We start from the raw sequence: 17,532 nt of genomic DNA on the forward strand, positions 1-17,532 counted from the left end.
ATGGTCAAGCTGAACAAGATCTACACCCGTACCGGCGATGCGGGGACCACCGGGCTTGTCGATGGATCGCGACTGCCCAAGCATGCGCCGCGCATGCAGGCGGTGGGCGATGTCGATGAGGCCAACAGCGCGATCGGGCTGGCAATCATTGCGATGGGCGACAGGCCGGAAGCGGCCTGGCTGACGACGATCCAGAACGACCTGTTCGATCTGGGCGCGGATTTCGCGACGCCTGTCCCCGACGGTGCAGACGAACCATGGGCATTGCGGATCATTGCCAACCAGGTCGAGCGGCTGGAAAACCATATCGACGCGATGAATGCCGATCTGGCCCCGCTCGACAGTTTCATCCTGCCCGGCGGATCGCCTGCCGCCGCCGCCATCCACCTGGCCCGTGCGATCACGCGCCGGGCCGAGCGCAGCGCAACCGCAGCCGCGACGGACGTGGCCTTGAACCCGCAGGCGCTGGCCTATCTCAACCGACTGTCGGACCTGCTGTTCGTGCTGGCGCGCCGCGTGAATGATAATGGCGCTACCGATATCAAATGGGTGCCGGGCGGATCGCGCTGACAATCGCCCCCGTCTGACTCAGCTACTGCACGGCTCGTCCCACCTGGCCAAATTAACCCTGTTTGTTGGGAAAGCATTCAGTCGCCCCCCTGACTTTGCGCACCATTCGCAATTACGGGGCCTTTCATGCATTTCTATCTCGCGACGTCATTCATTTTTCCGCGCTCGCTGCGCCTGCGTCTCTTCACCCTCTGTTTCATCGCCACCCATTTGCCGCTACTGGGCTATTGTGGCTGGGGACTGGCGACCGGACGGATCGCGCTGACCGAATTTGCCGTGCTGACGCTGATGACGCTGTTTGGCACAGCGATCGCGCTGATTGGCATCGGGGCGTTGCTCAACCCCATTCATGCGCTGGCGGAGACGTTCAATGGCAAGGCCGATACCGCGCTGCCGGAAGTCGGCGACGTGATCCAGACGCTCTATGCCGGGGTCCATCGCGCCGCCAGCACGACACGGGCTCAGATCGACGACCTGCATGTAGCCGCGCATGAAGACCCGCTGACGGGGGTTGCCAACCGGCGCGGCTTTCTGGCGCAGCTCGACGCCCTGCCCCACGACCAGCGCCGCGGCTGTGTCGCGATCATCGACATCGATCATTTCAAGCAGGTCAACGACCAGCTGGGCCATGATGAGGGCGACCGGGTGCTGGCCGCCTTTGCCGACCGCCTGTCCGCGCAGTTGCGCCGCGTCGATCGGGTCGCGCGCTGGGGTGGCGAGGAATTTGTGGTTTTCTTTCATGGCGCGGCAGAGGATGAAGCCTGCTGGTCGCTGGCGCGTATCGCCAACCAGATGCGGCTGGACCCGATCGGCCGCATTCATGGCCGCCCGATCAGCTTTTCCGCCGGTCTGTCCCGCTGGGCCGGGGATGCGGTGGACGGCGCATTGAGCGCGGCGGACACGGCGCTCTATGACGCCAAACAGTCCGGGCGCGACCGCATCTGTCGCGCGGGGCCGGTCGTGCAGATGGTGTGACGCCGTCTATTCGACGACGCGCGCGGTCCAGGTCGTGATCCAGTGCCAGGCGCCGCGACATTCGCCCATGCTGGTCGCCTCGATCAGGCGGAAGCGCTGGCCGTCCCAGACATAGGCTTCGCTGCCGCCACAATCGCCCAGGCCACGGCCCTTGGCGAAACTGTCCAGCCGGGACTTTTCCGGGCTCCAGCCGACATTAACCAGCATGGGATGGCCCGCCTCCTCGCTCCAGCCCGGCTTGAAATCGAAAGCGGCAAAGCGAAAGGATCGGCGGCCCGGAACGCCAGTGGCGATGACCGGCACGGACGAGAAATTATAGGCGCCCGATCCGCAGGGGACGAGGATGAGGGTTTCGGTCTTGGAGAGGCGTTGCAGGTCCGGGGTCTGATCGCTGCGCATGTCATCGGTGCAGCCGGTATATTTGCCGAGCGCGGTCAGTTCCTCACGCCACAGGGCGGCGGGCGCTGGGCCGGCCGGGACGAGCGCGCGGCGAATGGCGGGTGCTACGGGCGCGGGCTTTACAGCCGTCGGGCCAAGCGTGCCGGTCGCGACCAACGCGGTCGTGGTCCCTGCCCGGCCCTGTCGCGCGTCCATATAGCGCAGCGCCGCGCCTGATCCGGCGAGCGAGGGACGGCCAAGCAGCCTGGCGCCCGCGCGCACCTCCATGCTCGTGCCCCGCGCCATGGCGATGGCGAGCGCAGATGCCTGCGGCCCGCGGATCGTGCCTTCGCCGTCGCGGGCAATGGCGCTGGCGATCTTGCGGCCATCGACGGACAGGGTGACGTCGGCCTGGCCCTTGCCCTCCCGGCTGATCCAGACTTCGGTCTGGGCATCGGGTCCGGCGGCGCGGACGATACCGATCATCAACGGTATGTCGGGCAGATCGCTGCCTTCGGGCAACAGCGAGACCGCTTCGCATCGGTTGCGATTGTCGCAGCCGATCGTCCAGTCCTTATAGGTTTCCAACCGGCCCGGCTTTGGCGCCTGCGCCAACGCCATTGGCGATCCGAGCGAAACCGCCAGCGCGGCCGCGAAAACTGTCTTTGCCCCCATGGGGTTAACCATAATGGATTTATGCGGGCAGCGATAGAGTCAAACGTTGCGGGTAGATAATGACCGATCAGCGCAGGCTGAGCATCAGTCCCGCCAGCGCGGCGCTCATCAGGTTGGCGAGGCTGCCCGCGACCAGCGCCTTGAGGCCAAGCTTGGCGATCATGGGGCGCTGGTTGGGGGCGAGGTTGCCGGTCACCGCCATCTGGATCGCGATCGAGCTGAAATTGGCAAAGCCGCACAGGGCGAAGGTGACGATGGCGATGCTGGCCGGGGACAGCGCGCCCTGCACCTGGCCCAGATTGATATAGGCGACGAATTCGTTGAGCACGACCTTCGTGCCGAACAGGCCGCCTGCGACCTGCGCTTCCTCCCAAGGGATATTGAGCAGATACATGACCGGCGAAAAGACATAGCCCAGCAGTTGCTGGAAGCTGAGCGTCGGGTAGCCGAACATGCTGCCAATGCCGCCCAATATGCCGTTGGCCAGCGCCACCAGCGCGACGAAGGCCAGCACCATCGCGCCGACCGCGACGGCGAGTTTCACGCCGGTCTGCGCCCCTTGCGCGGCGGCCATGATGATGTTTGCGGGCTTTTCCTCGTCATGGCTGGCAACCGGCATGGGTTCGCCCGGCGTTCCTTCGGGCAGCAAGGCGGCAGGCCCTGCCCCGCTGATCCGGGTTTCGGGCAGATGAATGTCGGGATCGTCACCCAACGGCAATTCGCCCTGCACGGGCAGTCGCACGTCCGGCATCATGATCTTGGCCATCAGCAGCCCGCCGGGCGCGGCCATGAAGCTGGCGGCGAGGAGATAGTCGATCTTGATCCCCATGGAAGCGTAAGCGGCGAGGATCGTGCCGGCAACGCCTGCCATGCCGCTGGTCATCACCGTGAACAATTGCGGCGGGGTGAGGCCCGCCAGATAGGGGCGGATGACGAGCGGGCTTTCGCTTTGCCCCACGAAGATATTGGCGGCGGCGCACAGGCTTTCCACCTTCGACACGCCGGTCACCGCCTCGATCGCGCCGCCGACCCAGCGGACGATGAACTGCATGACCCCCAGATAATAGAGGATCGACACGAGGCTGGCGAAGAAGATGATGACGGGCAGCGCAGCGATGGCGAAGCTGGCCCCGCCGATTTCGGGACTGGCAAGCGGGCCGAAGATGAAATTGGTGCCCGCCTGCGCATAGCCAAGAAGATTGGACACCCCCTTCGACATGCCCGCAATGACCGCGCGCCCGGCAGGAACATAGAGAACCATCAGGGCGATGCCCGCCTGCAACAGAAAGGCCGCGCCGACGACGCGGAGCCGGATGGCGCGACGGTCGGACGACAGGGCAATGGCGATGGCAAGGATGAGCAGTATGCCCGCAAGACCGATGAGAAGATGCATGAAAGGCTTTCGCGGGAAGGATGTTGCGCGCGACTATATGAGCGGAGCGCGGGCATGGCCAGCCTGAGTTGAGGGATAGCTGTTCGTCCCGATCGCCCCGGTGGCAGCGAACATCCTCGCGATGTCGGGCGAATGGCGCCGGTGGGCGCGTCAGCCGTTTGCGTCGAAAGCGAGCGACGACCAGGAGGACATGGCATCTACCGCCAGCGGCGAAAGACGCACGGCGCGGCGTCGGCGGCTGTTGGGCGAGGTTTGATGTTCGTCCAGAAGGCCGCGCCTTTCCAGAACGCCGACTTGCCCGACGATGACGCTCATCGACAGGCGCGATTGTTCGCTCAGTTGCTCCAGTGTCAGCGCGCGCCCGTTCAGCCCGGACTGATAGAGGAGGAGCAGTATGTCCCAGGCGGGATCGCTGAAGAGGTTCGGACCCAGCAGCGTGGCACGCGCGCGCCGTGCTTCGATATAGCGCGAAAGCGCGGCCAGATGGCCCTCCCCAGTGCCATCCAGAACCGCTGCATCCTCCTGCCGGGCATGCACATTGGAGAGACAGCGTTGCAGCGCGACGATCAGGTCGGCCGCCTCCTGGCTGGGGACGATGCTCTCAGGCGGAATATGCGCGGTCATGGAGCGACTTTCGATCAAGTTCGATGCCGATGATGGCAAACAGCATGAGGGGAATGATCCAGACCGTACTCAGCCCTTCATAGATGCGGTCTGAAAAACTTTGCAGCAGCAGGGTCGCGACATGGGACAGCACCGTCATCAATTGACAGGCGGAGACCCATACCGGCCAGTAGCGCTGGCTTTGCAGCATCAACCAGAGCAATGCGACAAAGGCGAAGAGGTCGACCGTCATCAGCCAATATTGCGTCGCCTGCCACGACCCGGCGAGCTGGGCGGGAATGGTGAGCACCACCGCCGTCGCCGAGATGACAACGAAGCGCCGCCCGTCCCGACCCCCAAAGGCCAGTGCGAAAGCGCAGGTTAAAAGCATCAAAAGCCAAAAAGAAGCCGCCAGCATTTGATCACCGTTGAGAGGGGGGAGAAATCAAACGTGTATCCAATGCCGACGGCTCCACCTGGTCAAGCGACCAGGGTCAGGTGGCGCTGCACATCGTCCTGAGCGGGCGCGTCCATTCCCAACGGGCATCCGAAGGCGGTGACTGCATGCTGGCTTTGTTCGATGCAACGGGTCAGCAGGGCCGTCGCGCGGATCATGTCGCTGCGCCCTTCGATAATCTTGGTCGCGCTTTCATGGATGCGCAGGATGATGCGCTGGCTTTCCGCGGCAGTAAGGCCGGAATCCTGAGCGGCAGCGAGAAAAGCGGTCGTGAGGTGCGCGGTATCGACCAGCGCGCCGTCCAGCGAGGCAAAAGCCTGCTTGGTCTGATCGGCGACGGCCTGGGTCTTTGCGGGATCAAGATTGAGCACAAGTCATCTCCTTCGCACGGCGCCATGCGAGGCGGTGCGTTTTCAGCGTGGCGATACAGGAAGGATCAGGCCAGTGCCTTGAAGGCCCCGGCAATGAGCAGCAGCAAAGTGACGACACCAACACCGGTCAGTACGGCGGCGCGGATCATCGCCAATATGCGGCCATCGATACTCAGTTCATTGATCGATCCCCCTAGCGGTGGGCCGAAGGCGAGGATGCGTCGCAGGAACCCTTTTCGTTCCGTCTGCTCATCCGGCCTGTCCGGCTGAGCGATGGATGACGCAGGAGATGCATCGGAAGCAAGCCGCTGCGATTGATGTATCAAAGGCTGATATGTGCCAGTTTGGGGCTGTGGTTGCTCAATCGAAACAAACAGGCGTGCTGCTTCCTTGCGGGAAGGGACGCCGAACTTGCGCAAACTGGTGCGGACGCGCTGATCCACCGTATGTTCCGACACATGCAGCTGTCGCGCGATTTCCTTGGAATTGAAGCCCTGCGACACCAGCCGCAGGCACTGCTTTTCACCCTCGCTCAAGGCTGGCAGGGTTTCGGCCACTCCTTCGTTCCTCCTGCGTGGACGCTTTTGCCCGTCAACAAGCTACAGGCATCACAAGGTCCAGCCAAAGCATATCACACCCGCAAGGTTGCGATTCGGTTTGCGCTAGTGGCTAAAGTGACATGAGAGGGTAGTGATATGCAATCTAGTTACGTACGTAGGTACGTGGTCCCGACGATCAGGCGCGCGGTTTGCCGTCCTGTTTCGCCTTGTGCGCGGCGAGCAGCGCATCGATCTCGACGATTCGCTGACGTTGGGGCGTGTCCTTGGCCAATCCCTTGAGGCGACATTCGGCCCATAGAGCGCGGCGCTCGGACGTCAGGGCTTTAAGATAGAGGTCGGCCATGTTCCGGCTCCTTCAAAAATATGGGGGCGGAGCGTTGCCGCCCGCCCCCGTGCCGGTCTGGCCGGTCGGTCCCCCGCAAAGGGGGAGGCTTGATCAGGCTGCCTTGGACCGGCTCATGCGCTTGCGCTCGTTCGGATCGAGGTAGCGCTTGCGCAGGCGAATGGTCTTGGGCGTGACTTCGACCAGTTCATCGTCGTCGATATAGGCGATGGCCTGTTCCAGCGTCATCTTCCAGGGCGGCGTCAGGCGGACCGCGTCATCCTTGCCGCTGGCGCGGAAATTGGTGAGCGCCTTCGACTTCATCGGATTGACTTCCAGATCTTCGGTCTTGGCGTTCTGGCCGATGATCATGCCTTCATACAGCGCTTCGCCAACGCCCACCATCAGAATGCCGCGTTCTTCGAGCGGGCCCAGGGCGTAGGCATTGGCCTCGCCCGATCCGTTGGAGATCAAGACGCCATTCTTGCGGCCTTCGATCGGTCCCTTGTGCGGACCATATTTTTCGAAGAGCCGGTTCATGATGCCGGTGCCGCGCGTGTCCGACAGAAATTCGCCATGATAGCCGATCAGACCGCGCGACGGGGCGGAGAAGGTGATGCGGGTCTTGCCGCCACCCGACGGGCGCATGTCGGTCATCTCCGCCTTGCGCAGATTCATCTTCTCGACAACCGTGCCGGAAAATTCATCGTCCACGTCGATCATGACGGTTTCATAAGGCTCGGTCCTGTTGCCGTCCTCGTCCGTGTCGAACAGCACGCGTGGGCGGCTGATCGACAGTTCAAACCCTTCGCGGCGCATCGTTTCGATCAGGACGCCAAGCTGAAGTTCGCCGCGGCCAGCCACTTCGAAACTGTCCTTGTCTTCCGATTCCGTCACCTTGATTGCGACGTTGGATTCGGCTTCGCGCTCCAGACGATCGCGGATCATGCGGCTCGTCACCTTGGAGCCTTCGCGGCCGGCCATGGGCGAATCATTGACGGCGAAGCGCATCGACAGGGTCGGCGGATCGATCGGCTGGGCCTGGATCGGTTCGGTCACGGAAACGTCGGCAATCGTGTTCGCCACGGTTGCGACCGCCAGCCCGGCAAGGCTGATAATGTCACCGGCCTGCGCTTCTTCGACAGGCACGCGGTCGAGGCCGCGAAACGCCATGATCTTGGACGCGCGACCGGTTTCGATGATCTTGCCGTCCATGTCGAGCGCGTGGATCGCCTGGTTGGCGCGCACCTTGCCGCTGGTGACGCGGCCGGTCAGCACGCGGCCAAGAAAATTGTCGCGATCGAGCAGGGTCACCAGGAAGGTGAAGGGTGCATCGACGTCGAGCGCTGGCGGCGGCACATGGTCGACGATCTTCTGGAACAGCGGGATCAGCGTACCTGAACGCATCGACGCATCTTCGTTGGCGTAGCCGTTGCGGCCCGACGCATAGAGGACGGGGAAATCAAGCTGTTCATCGGTCGCGTCGAGCGACACGAACAGATCGAACACTTCGTCCAGCACTTCCTGAATCCGTTCGTCGGGGCGATCGACCTTGTTGACGACGACGATCGGCTTCAGGCCCAGCGCCAGCGCCTTGCCGGTGACGAACTTGGTCTGCGGCATCGCGCCTTCCGACGAATCGACCAGCAGGACAACGCCATCGACCATCGAGAGGATGCGTTCGACTTCGCCGCCAAAGTCGGCGTGGCCGGGCGTGTCGACGATGTTGATGCGGGTGCCTTCCCATTCGACCGAGGTCGGCTTGGCCAGGATGGTGATGCCGCGCTCCTTTTCGAGATCGTTGCTGTCCATCGCCCGCTCTTCAACGCGCTGATTGTCGCGGAACGTGCCGGACTGGCGGAAAAGCTGATCGACGAGGGTGGTCTTGCCGTGATCGACGTGCGCGATGATCGCGATATTACGCAGGGACATGTCTTGCCTTTGGGATATGGGCTCCCCTGGCCGACACAAGGTCACACAGAGGCTTCGGGCGCGCCCCTACAGGAAATGATGCGTTGCGGCAAGGGCGCGTGGCAGGCGCGACATATGGCGCGCTTCCCACTGGACGGCACGGCCCCTATGTTTATCCTGTCGATTGCGCCTTGAAGCGCGGGTGTTCTATATCAATATGACACCAAGGGAGATATCATGGCCACGACCGCTACTGCGACAACGACATCCTCCAGCGATCCGTTCAACCTGACGCCGCCCGATCCAGTGCCTGTCGTGAGCGCCGAACGGGCGGCGGGGCTGGTGCCGATCGATGCGGAGAAGAAATCCAAGCTGGACGAGAAGGTTGACGCCTTCATCGACGATCTTGTGGCGCAGGATTCCAATTCGCCCGCGTTCGGCGCGCGGGTCGACCAGTTGACCAATATGGGGCGCAAGGAAATTGCCGAGGCCGCGGGGCATAGCAACCGCTTCCTCGACCGGCCGGTGCGGGCGATGGACAGCGACAGCAAGGTCGGCGCGGACCTGGCCGAACTGCGCCGCACGGTCGAGGATCTGGACCCCGGCAAGCGCGGCAGCCTGACCAGCCGCAAAAAGCTGTTCGGCATCATCCCGTTCGGCAACAAGATGCGCGACTATTTCGATAGTTATAAAAGCGCGCAGAGCCACATCAATTCCATCCTGGGATCGCTGGCCAGCGGCAAGGACACGCTGATCAAGGACAATGCCGCGATCGATGTGGAGCGGCAGAATATGTGGGCGACGATGGGCCGTCTGGAACAGATGATCCATATCAGCAAGACGATGGACGCGCGGCTGGAAGCCAAGGCGCTGGAACTGGATTCGACCGACCCGACCAAGGCGAAGGCGATCCGCGAGAGCGCGCTGTTCTACATTCGCCAGCGCACGCAGGATCTGCTGACCCAGATGGCCGTGACGGTGCAAGGCTATCTGGCGCTCGATCTGGTGAAGAAGAATAATGTCGAGCTGGTCAAGGGCGTCGACCGCGCGTCCACCACGACGGTCGCGGCGCTGCGCACCGCAGTGACGGTGGCACAGGCGCTGGTGGGTCAGCGGCTGGTGCTGGAGCAGATCAGCGCGCTCAACACGACGACTGCGAACATGATCGATTCGACCGGCGAATTGCTCAAGAGTCAGACCGCCCAGATTCACGAGCAGGCCGCATCGAGCACGATCCCGATCGAGACGTTGCAGCGCGCCTTCCAGAATATCTACGACACGATGGACAATATCGACACGTTCAAGCTCAAGGCGCTGGAGAATATGAAAACGACGGTGACGACGCTGTCGAACGAGGTCGAGAAGTCCAAGGGCTATATCGCAAGGGCCGAGGGTCAGGCGCAGGCGTCGAAGGAAGCGCGGTCCGACAATCCCCTGCTGAGTGCGATCGAGGGATGAGGATGCGTATGACGCCCCCTCCCCCGTTCGGTTCGAGCTTGTCGAGAACTGTTGCGTCGGAGTTCTCGACAAGCTCGAACCGAACGGATGTGGGAGTCGCTGCGCAATGAGCCGGTCCGATCGTGTGCTGGCCGATGCCGAAGCGGTGCTGCGGCGTCATAGCGAGCGCGGGCAGAGCCTGACCGCACGGGCGCGGCAGCGGCGCAATGCGGGGCTGATCCGCAAGGTCAAATATGCCTTCTGGGCCGTGCTGGCGGTGATATTGGGCAGCGCGGTCGCGGGCTTTGTCGTGCCACTGGGGACGACCGGCGTGATGATTGCGCTGGGGGTGGTGATCGCTGCATTGTTGCTGATCGGCCTGCTGCCGACGGAAACCCGCGTGCGGACCGAGGCACTGGCGGAAACGCCGCTCACCGCCCTGCCGCTCCAGACCGAGATCTGGCTGGAAAATCAGCGCAAGGCGCTGCCGGCTCCGGCAGTGACACTGGTCGACAGCATCGGCACGAAGCTGGAGATATTGGCGCCACAACTGGAAAAGCTGGGACCGCAAGACCCCGCTGCCCTGGAAGTGCGCAGGCTGCTGGCGGATCATCTGCCCGAACTGGTGACAGGCTATCAGTCGATCCCGCAGCCGTTGCGGCGGGAGGAACGCAATGGCCGGGTGCCCGAAAAGCAGTTGGTCGAGGGGCTGGCGGTGATCGACGCGGAGATCGGGCGGATGAGCGAGAGCCTGGCCAGCGGTGATCTGGACAAGCTGGCGACGCAGAACCGCTTTCTGGAGCTGAAATATCAGGAGGCGAAGGAATTGGGGCAATAGCCCGATCCTTCCCCGAATGATCCATCTCACCCTTATCATCGTCGATTTCCTGACCGGGTTGCTGGCGGCAGGCGCATGGGCGCTGGCGTCCGCAGGGGGTGCCATCGCGGCGGTGGTGGGCAGCGGGATATTGGGGGTTTCGCTATTCCGGCGCTGGCGGCGCAGGGACTAAAGGCCGTTTACAAGGCCGGCCACCATGGCGTCGGACAAGGCGATGTCGAAATGCACGCCGAAACGCTTGGCGCGGACCCAGACGACATGGGCAACGACCATGATCCCTTTCGTCTCTATCATGACGCGATCGCCCGTAGATGGCGGACGATCGCAATGGGCAAGCGCGCCGGTTGTCGAGATATCCAATATATGTGCGCGCAGCGGCATACCGCGCAGGTGCAGCACCACCGGCTCGAACATCTTGTGCCGCGCGGCGATGCGGGGTTTGGTCCCGGAGGGGGCGAGCGATGCATGGTCGGTCATGATTGGAATCTCCCCGACACCGTCATATTGCAGTTGCGAGCAACAGCCAATCACCAGAAAGGATCAGGGCGGCGTTAACCCTAATTTTCGCTGCGATAGGCGCATGTGACGATACTGGACGGGTCGGGCCGAGCCGCGATGCGGCGGAAACGGGCGAAATAGCCCCCTGCGCTCGGCTTGGGGATGACCTCTTCCAGCCGAAAGCCCATTGCCGTCAGTTCGCAGGCAAGCAGGCGCGGCGGCGTGCCATGCTGTTCGGTCGGCCTGTTGGAATCGACGACGATCAGTTCGCCATCCTTTTTCAGCGCGGGGCTGAGGTGCCAGAGAAAGGCATAAGGTTCGGCAATCTCATGATACATATGCACCATCAAGATGCGGTCAAAGCTGTTGACCGGCAGGCGGGGATCTTCGGGCGCGCCCAGCTTCACGCTGACATTGTCCAGCTTTTCGCGCGTGATGCGGCGCGACAGCGCCTCGATCACTTCCGGCATGATATCCTCCGCCAGCACCCGTCCGCTCTTGCCGACGCGGGCGGACAGCCGCACGGTATAATAGCCCTCGCCCGCGCCAATATCCGCGACGGTCATGCCGGGACGGATCCCGGCGCGGTCCATGATATCCTCCGCCTCATTCACCCGGTCGCGGGCCTCCTCGCTCGACCAGCGGGTCGACACGATCGGGGCCACCGGGCGGTCCGCCAGCGGGAAAGGCGCGGCAGCGGGGGAACGCTCCGTTTCGTTACCGGGCGACAGGCGGTCGCAGGCGGCGAGCAAGGCAAGCACGCCCGCCAGAACCGCCCGCATGCTCATGTCAGTCGACATCCTCGACATCGACCTTTTCGCCGGTCACCTTCTGGCTGAGCGCTGCGGCCATGAAGGGATCAAGCGCGCCGTCCAATACGTCGTCGGGCGCGGTCGAGGTGACCCCGGTGCGCAGATCCTTCACCAGCTGATAGGGTTGCAGCACATAGGAACGGATCTGGTGGCCCCAGCCGATCTCCGTCTTGGCGGCATATTCGCCAGCCGTCACGGCTTCGCGCTTGGCCAGTTCCGCTTCGTAGAGACGCGCCTTGAGCATGTTCATCGCGGTTGCGCGGTTCTTGTGCTGCGAACGGTCATTCTGCGACGCGACGATGATGCCGGACGGAATATGGGTGATGCGGACGGCCGAATCGGTCGTGTTAACATGCTGCCCGCCCGCGCCCGACGCGCGATAGGTGTCGATCTTGAGGTCGGATTCCTTGACTTCAATGTCGATATCATCGTCGATCACGGGATAGACCCAGACCGACGAGAAGCTGGTATGGCGGCGCGCGGCGCTGTCATAGGGGCTGATGCGGACCAGGCGATGGACGCCGCTTTCGGTCTTGGCATAGCCATAGGCATTCTCGCCCTTGATCAGGAAGGTCGCGGACTTGATGCCCGCCTGATCGCCCGCCTGATAATCGACCAGTTCGACCTTGTAACCGCGCCGTTCGGCCCAGCGGCGATACATGCGGCTGAGAATTTCGGCCCAATCCTGGCTTTCGGTACCGCCAGCACCGGCATGGATTTCCAGATAGGTGTCGCTGCCATCGGCCTCGCCAGACAGCAGCGCCTTGATCTTGTCCTCGTCCGCGCGGTCGGCCAGCGCCTTCAGCGCCGCGATGGCTTCGGACACCATGTCCTCGTCACCTTCGGCTTCCGCCATTTCAATGAGTTCGGCAGTGTCGGACTTTTCCGATGCAATGGCACGGGTCGCGCCAATGGCGCTGTCCAGCCTGGTCCGCTCCCGCATGACCTCCTGCGCCAGCTTGGCATTATCCCACAAGGTCGGATCCTCGACGCGCGCGTTCAGCTCGTCAAGGCGGCGCAGCGCGCGGTCCCAGTCGAGCGACTGGCGCAGCAGGGCAAGCGCGGCGTCGATGCGGTCAATATATTGCAGCGCTTCGGCGCGCATGGGTGGTCTCCAGATATGCAGATGCGTCGACTGAGGAACGCCTTAAACGCCTGCCCCTATCCGAGGCCTGCCAATTTGGGAAGATCAATCCTCCCCTGACGGGGGAGGTGGCGGACCCAAGGTCCGTCGGAGGGGTAGCTCTCCCCGCGCCTGGGCGATGATGTGGAGCACAACCGCCTCCAGATCACGCAGGACATCGGCGGCGGGGATGCGGACCACCTTGATCCCCTCGCCCACCAACCAAGCATCGCGCACGGCGTCACGTTTGGGCTGGTCGCCGCGCCCATGAATCTCGCCATCGACCTCAATCGCAAACCGGTGTCGTGGGCAGAAGAAGTCCAAAACGTAAATGCCTGCGGGATGCTGACGGCGGAAGCGAAGATTAGCCGGGCGCGCGCGCAGTACCTGCCAGAGCAAGACTTCGGGCAAGGTCATGGTATGGCGAAGCGTTCGGGCGCGGCGTTGCGTGTCTTTCGGGCCGTGGAGCATGGCCGCACCCTACCCCTCCGTCTGGCCTGCGACCAGCCACCTCCCCTGCCAGGGGAGGAATTTCACAGATAGTCCCGAAGCCACATCATGCGGCCATCGCAAAAATATCCGACTTTGGTATCAGTTAGTTCAGCAGAAAGTCGGCCTGTCAAACCTCAATAAATCCCGCCCTGATCGGACAGGAATTCGCTGTCGGTGCGCGCTCTGGTGCGGCTGGCGGCGCGGGTGGCGGCGACCTTGGCTTGCTCTTCGGCCTCTTCCTTGCGGATCGTGCGACGGGGTTCGGATTCGGGTTTGAAGGCTTCCCAGATGACCGCCGCCTTGGGTTCGCTGGTCGGCCAGGCGCCGTACACGCGCTTGCCCGACCGCCGGTCGATCGCGACCATGCGGATGCCAGCGGGGGCGATGAAGGGCGTTTTGGGCATGGTTTCCAGGATCGGGGCCATCGCCGCCTTCCAGATCGGCGCGGCGATGCGGCCACCCTGCGCCCAGCCGCCAAGGCTGCGCGGCTGATCATAGCCGATATAGACGCCAGCGACGAGATCGGGCGATCCGCCGACGAACCAGACATTGGTCGGGCCGTTGGTGGTGCCGGTCTTGCCGAAGAGCGGACGCTTAAGGTCGGCCAGTACGGTGGCGGTACCGCGCTGGACCACGCCTTCGGCGATGTGGACGACCTGATAGGCGGTCATCGGGTTCATCACCTGCTTGCCCTCAAAACCGAAGCGCGGCATCGGCTTGCCGTCCCAATTGGCCATGTTGCAGCCATCGCAGGCGCGCCAGCGTTCGGGCCAGATGACCTTGCCACGTCGGTCCTGCACATAATCCATCACGCGCGAGGGGAATTGCCGCCCCTGATTGGCGAGCGCCGCATAAGCATTGACCATGCGTTCGACCGTGGTTTCACCCGCGCCCAGCGCGAAGGACAGATAGGGCTGATAGTCGCCAATCCCCATGCCCTTGATGGTGCGGACGACCCGCTCCATGCCCGTCTGGCTGGCGGCCCGCACGGTCATCAGGTTGCGCGACTGTTCGACGCCCCAGCGCATCGTCTGCGGTCCAGCGCTGCCGCCGGAGAAGTTGCGAAAGCATTTCTGGCCAAGGCCAGCGCCCTGATAGACGCACAGCGGCCCATCGACGATGATCGAGGCCGGGGTCATGCCGCTGTCGAGCGCGGCGGCATAGACGAAAGGCTTGATGGTCGAACCGGGCTGGCGCAGCGCCTGGGTGGCACGGTTGTAGGAGGACAGGCGCGAATCAAAGCCGCCCTGCATCGCGCGGATGCGGCCCGAATGAACCTCCTCCACCATCATGCCGCCCGACACTTCGGGAATGGAACGCAGCGCCCAGTTCGATCCATTGCGCGCAACAACGATCAGGTCGCCGGGCTTCATTGCAGAGAATGCCGGACCACCTGTCTTGCGATAGGGGCTCTGCGCGGCGCTGGCGGGGAGAGTGCCCGTGCTGCCGTCGGCAAAGCCAAGCTGCGCGTCGGTCGATGTGCGGCTGACGATGACGGCGACGCGCCAATCGGCATAATCGACGTCGATATAGCTGGCGGCCAGTTCCCGCTCCCAGCCATTGTCTATCTTGATATGACCGACCGGGCCGGACCAGCCGCGCCCGGCGTCGAAACGCAACAGCCCGCCGCGCAGCGCATTCTTGGTGCTTTCCTGCACCACCGGATCATAGGGGCTACGCACCCACAGGCCACCGGCATAGACGCTGTTGGGACCATCGCTCGCCTTTTCGCCGAACAGACTGATCAGGCGGCGGCGCACTTCTTCCATATAATAGCCGCCTGCCCGCGCGTCGAAGCCGGAGCCGTGCGCGGCAACGGTGCCGAGCGGCTGGGCCACCGCCGCGTCGCGCTGTGCAGGGGTGATCCAATTATTCTTCACCATTTCGCCCAGCGCCCAGTTGCGCCGTTCGATCGCGCGGGCATGGCCGGTCGGGCTTTCGGGGCGGTAATTGGCCGGCCCCTTGGGCAGGATCGACAGATAGGCCATTTCGTGGAGCTTGAGGTCGGCGACGTCCTTGTCGAAATAGGCGCGCGCGGCAGCCTGTACGCCATAGGCGTTTCGACCCAGAAATATCTGGTTGAGATAGAGTTCGAGGATTTGCTGCTTGGTCAGCACATTTTCCATGCGCCACGCCAGGATCATCTCCTTCACCTTGCGCCTGGGCGAATATTCGTCGCCGATCAGCAGATTCTTGGCCACCTGCTGCGTAATGGTCGATCCGCCGCGAGCGCGCTGGCCGGACCCCAATTTGCTGGCATAATCAAGCACGGCCCCAGCGAAACCGGGGAAGTCGACGCCATGATGGTCAAAGAATGTCTTATCCTCCGCCGCCAGATAGGCGTGGATCAGTTGCGGGGGATAATCGCTGAATTGCAACTGGACGCGCCGTTCGCGGGCATAGCTGTGAACCGGCTGGCCATTAATGTCGCGCACGATGGTAGGCAGCGGCGGCTCATATTCCAGCAGCGTCGCCGCGTCGGGCAAGCCGCGCGCGAAGATCAGCCAGAACAGCGCGCAAAAGAGCAGGAAGCCACCCAGCAGGATCGCGCTCCAGCGAAACAGGCGGCGCTGCCAGAGCGGGCGCAGACGATCCAGCACGCCCCCTGCGTCGCGACGCAGGCGATAGGCAAAGGACGATGCGGGCGGATTGGAACGGGCCTCTTCCATGACGGATCAGGCTCTAAGGTCAAATTGCCGCCAAGGCCAGCGCAGATCGTCGAACCTGCCCCCCTTCCCCGCCAGCGACGCGTTTTGGCGCGATCAGCCCCCCGCTGCGCCGCCGTGCATCGCAAGCTTGCGGGCGAAGTGAACCTCGATCGCGCGGGCGACGCCGCGGGCGATTTTCTGCTGCCCCTCGCGCGAGGCGAGAAAGGCCGCGTCCTCGGCATTGCTGATATAGCCGGTTTCAAACAGGACCGATGGCGTATCGGGCGCTTTTAGCACCATTAAGGAAGCAAAGCGGTGATAGGCGCTGCGGAAGGGCACATAAGGCGACGCTTCGCGCTGGAGCAGGCGCGCGAAATTGGCCGAGATGTTCATCGATTCGCGCTGGGTCAGGTCGATGAGGATCGAGGAGACGTCGCCCGACTGGCCGCCAAGATTCACGCCATTGATGATGTCCGCCTTATTCTCCCGCGCCGCCAGACGCGCCGCTTCGCGATCGGAAGCGGTTTCGGACAATGTATAGACGGTCGCCCCATGCGCGTCGGCATTTTCCGCTGCGTCGGCATGGATCGAAATGAACAGGTCCGCCCCCAGCTTGCGGGCAATGCCATAGCGTTCCTGAAGAACGAGATATTTGTCATCGTCGCGCGTCAGCGCCACGCGCACGCGGCCCGACTTGACCAACTGGTCGCGGATCGCCTGGGCGATGGCAAGCGTCACATCCTTTTCCCGCTTGCCATTGTCCTTGTTGATCGCGCCCGGATCATGGCCGCCATGGCCCGCATCAATCACGATCAGGGGACGGGTGCCGTCACGCGCGCCCTCGATCGGCGGCAGCGCGACGCCGCGCGCCATGGACGGGATCGGCACGGTGATCGAATGGAGTCGCTTTCGCGGTCGGGCGCTCATATTGGCGGGCGCGTCGAAATTGGTGCGGCCCCTGCCCACCGCCGTGCGAAAGACGCTGTCGGTCGCGCCTTTGAGCGAGAAGCTGAGCGATTTGCCGTCGGGCGCGATCTGCGCATCGCCCAGCGTCGCCGGGCTGGCGAGATCGAGAACGACGCGGGCAGTGCTTTCGCTCAACTGGCCCTGACGCACTGCGGCGATCGTGCCATTGCCAGGCGCGAACTGGCCGCGACTGATCTGCGCGCCGCTGATGTCGAGCGCGATACGGCGCGGCGTATCAAGCAAAAAGGCAGACGCGCCATCGACCCGATCGTCGAAGCGGACAATGACGCGATCGTCGCGTACATCGACGGCATAGATGCCGCCGGCGCTGCCGGGCGCCGCCATCGTCAGAGTGCTTGCAAGGGCAAGGCTTTGTAACATGCGCCGCTTGTGCATCGCATGGATGCGGGCCGTCCAGCCAAATGTCATGCGCTTATCCGTTCAGCGTCCCCACGCTAAACACCGGATTAAGCAAAGCCTGTTGTGGCTCCGTAAAATGAGAG

The 17,532-nt window shown here is 63.3% G+C and carries 19 protein-coding genes; 5 read left to right on the plus strand and 14 right to left on the minus strand.

The genetic code is table 11. The features are described 5' to 3' along the window. Complete coding sequence (locus IWY39_RS07055; protein WP_107124218.1) at positions 1–570, plus strand: cob(I)yrinic acid a,c-diamide adenosyltransferase; 570 nt, start codon at positions 1–3, stop codon at positions 568–570. A 126-nt stretch (positions 571–696) separates the two neighbouring features. Further along, positions 697–1,545, plus strand: coding sequence for a GGDEF domain-containing protein (locus IWY39_RS07060; protein ID WP_107124219.1), 849 nt, complete (start codon positions 697–699; stop codon positions 1,543–1,545). 6 nt (positions 1,546–1,551) lie between these two features. Here the strand turns inward: IWY39_RS07060 and IWY39_RS07065 are convergent, their stop codons facing one another. The 8 genes from IWY39_RS07065 to typA all read right to left on the minus strand — a co-directional run bounded on the left by IWY39_RS07065 (position 1,552) and on the right by typA (position 8,236). Then, positions 1,552–2,598 carry a DUF1176 domain-containing protein gene (locus tag IWY39_RS07065; RefSeq protein WP_107124220.1) on the minus strand — a complete coding sequence of 349 codons (1,047 nt, stop codon included), beginning with the start codon at positions 2,596–2,598 and terminating at the stop codon, positions 1,552–1,554. Positions 2,599–2,665: 67 nt separating this feature from the next. Continuing rightward, on the minus strand, positions 2,666–3,991 hold the full coding sequence (locus IWY39_RS07070) for a NupC/NupG family nucleoside CNT transporter (RefSeq protein ID WP_017181438.1): 1,326 nt from the start codon (positions 3,989–3,991) through the stop codon (positions 2,666–2,668). 150 nt (positions 3,992–4,141) lie between these two features. Next, positions 4,142–4,615: a transcriptional regulator gene (locus IWY39_RS07075; RefSeq protein ID WP_107124221.1), complete on the minus strand. Its 474-nt coding sequence runs from the start codon at positions 4,613–4,615 to the stop codon at positions 4,142–4,144. Beyond that, on the minus strand, positions 4,593–5,012 hold the full coding sequence (locus IWY39_RS07080; RefSeq protein WP_229380599.1) for a hypothetical protein: 420 nt from the start codon (positions 5,010–5,012) through the stop codon (positions 4,593–4,595). The genes IWY39_RS07075 and IWY39_RS07080 overlap by 23 nt, the downstream gene beginning before the upstream one ends. 62 nt (positions 5,013–5,074) lie before the next feature. Then, positions 5,075–5,422 (minus strand): hypothetical protein, encoded by a 348-nt coding sequence (locus tag IWY39_RS07085; RefSeq protein WP_017181441.1) that lies wholly within the window; start codon positions 5,420–5,422, stop codon positions 5,075–5,077. Positions 5,423–5,487: 65 nt separating this feature from the next. After that, a complete protein-coding gene (locus tag IWY39_RS07090; protein ID WP_017181442.1) occupies positions 5,488–5,979 on the minus strand; it encodes a response regulator transcription factor in 492 nt (163 codons plus the stop codon). 178 nt (positions 5,980–6,157) lie between these two features. Next, a complete protein-coding gene (locus IWY39_RS07095; protein ID WP_019053516.1) occupies positions 6,158–6,325 on the minus strand; it encodes a hypothetical protein in 168 nt (55 codons plus the stop codon). Between the two features lie 93 nt (positions 6,326–6,418). Beyond that, the gene (gene typA / locus IWY39_RS07100) at positions 6,419–8,236 is read right to left on the minus strand and encodes a translational GTPase TypA (RefSeq protein WP_107124222.1); all 1,818 of its coding nucleotides are present in this window, start codon (positions 8,234–8,236) and stop codon (positions 6,419–6,421) included. 216 nt (positions 8,237–8,452) lie between these two features. Here typA and IWY39_RS07105 point away from each other — a divergent pair, with 216 nt between their 5' ends. The 3 genes from IWY39_RS07105 (at position 8,453) to IWY39_RS07115 (ending at position 10,662) form a co-directional block, all read left to right on the plus strand. After that, on the plus strand, positions 8,453–9,673 hold the full coding sequence (locus IWY39_RS07105; RefSeq protein ID WP_107124223.1) for a toxic anion resistance protein: 1,221 nt from the start codon (positions 8,453–8,455) through the stop codon (positions 9,671–9,673). Positions 9,674–9,779: 106 nt separating this feature from the next. Then, positions 9,780–10,490, plus strand: a complete 711-nt coding sequence (locus tag IWY39_RS07110) for a hypothetical protein (RefSeq protein WP_107124224.1) — start codon at positions 9,780–9,782, stop codon at positions 10,488–10,490. A 16-nt stretch (positions 10,491–10,506) separates the two neighbouring features. Beyond that, positions 10,507–10,662 (plus strand): hypothetical protein, encoded by a 156-nt coding sequence (locus IWY39_RS07115; protein ID WP_017181447.1) that lies wholly within the window; start codon positions 10,507–10,509, stop codon positions 10,660–10,662. Here IWY39_RS07115 and IWY39_RS07120 read toward each other — a convergent pair. The 6 genes from IWY39_RS07120 to IWY39_RS07145 all read right to left on the minus strand — a co-directional run bounded on the left by IWY39_RS07120 (position 10,659) and on the right by IWY39_RS07145 (position 17,458). Beyond that, positions 10,659–10,967, minus strand: coding sequence for a PilZ domain-containing protein (locus IWY39_RS07120; RefSeq protein ID WP_107124225.1), 309 nt, complete (start codon positions 10,965–10,967; stop codon positions 10,659–10,661). The genes IWY39_RS07115 and IWY39_RS07120 overlap by 4 nt on opposite strands. An 80-nt stretch (positions 10,968–11,047) precedes the next feature. Next, complete coding sequence (locus tag IWY39_RS07125; RefSeq protein ID WP_107124226.1) at positions 11,048–11,776, minus strand: class I SAM-dependent methyltransferase; 729 nt, start codon at positions 11,774–11,776, stop codon at positions 11,048–11,050. A 1-nt stretch (position 11,777) separates the two neighbouring features. Continuing rightward, complete coding sequence (gene prfB, locus IWY39_RS07130) at positions 11,778–12,905, minus strand: peptide chain release factor 2 (protein WP_017181450.1); 1,128 nt, start codon at positions 12,903–12,905, stop codon at positions 11,778–11,780. An 84-nt stretch (positions 12,906–12,989) separates the two neighbouring features. Continuing rightward, a complete protein-coding gene (locus tag IWY39_RS07135) occupies positions 12,990–13,394 on the minus strand; it encodes an endonuclease domain-containing protein (protein ID WP_107124227.1) in 405 nt (134 codons plus the stop codon). A 155-nt stretch (positions 13,395–13,549) separates the two neighbouring features. Then, positions 13,550–16,084, minus strand: coding sequence for a penicillin-binding protein 1A (locus IWY39_RS07140; RefSeq protein WP_107124228.1), 2,535 nt, complete (start codon positions 16,082–16,084; stop codon positions 13,550–13,552). 93 nt (positions 16,085–16,177) lie between these two features. Then, positions 16,178–17,458: an N-acetylmuramoyl-L-alanine amidase gene (locus IWY39_RS07145; RefSeq protein ID WP_107124229.1), complete on the minus strand. Its 1,281-nt coding sequence runs from the start codon at positions 17,456–17,458 to the stop codon at positions 16,178–16,180. Positions 17,459–17,532: the final 74 nt, after the last annotated feature.

It is taken from the genome of Sphingobium sp. JAI105 (assembly GCF_015752145.1).
In the GTDB taxonomy this organism is placed as follows: Bacteria; Pseudomonadota; Alphaproteobacteria; order Sphingomonadales; family Sphingomonadaceae; genus Sphingobium; species Sphingobium xenophagum.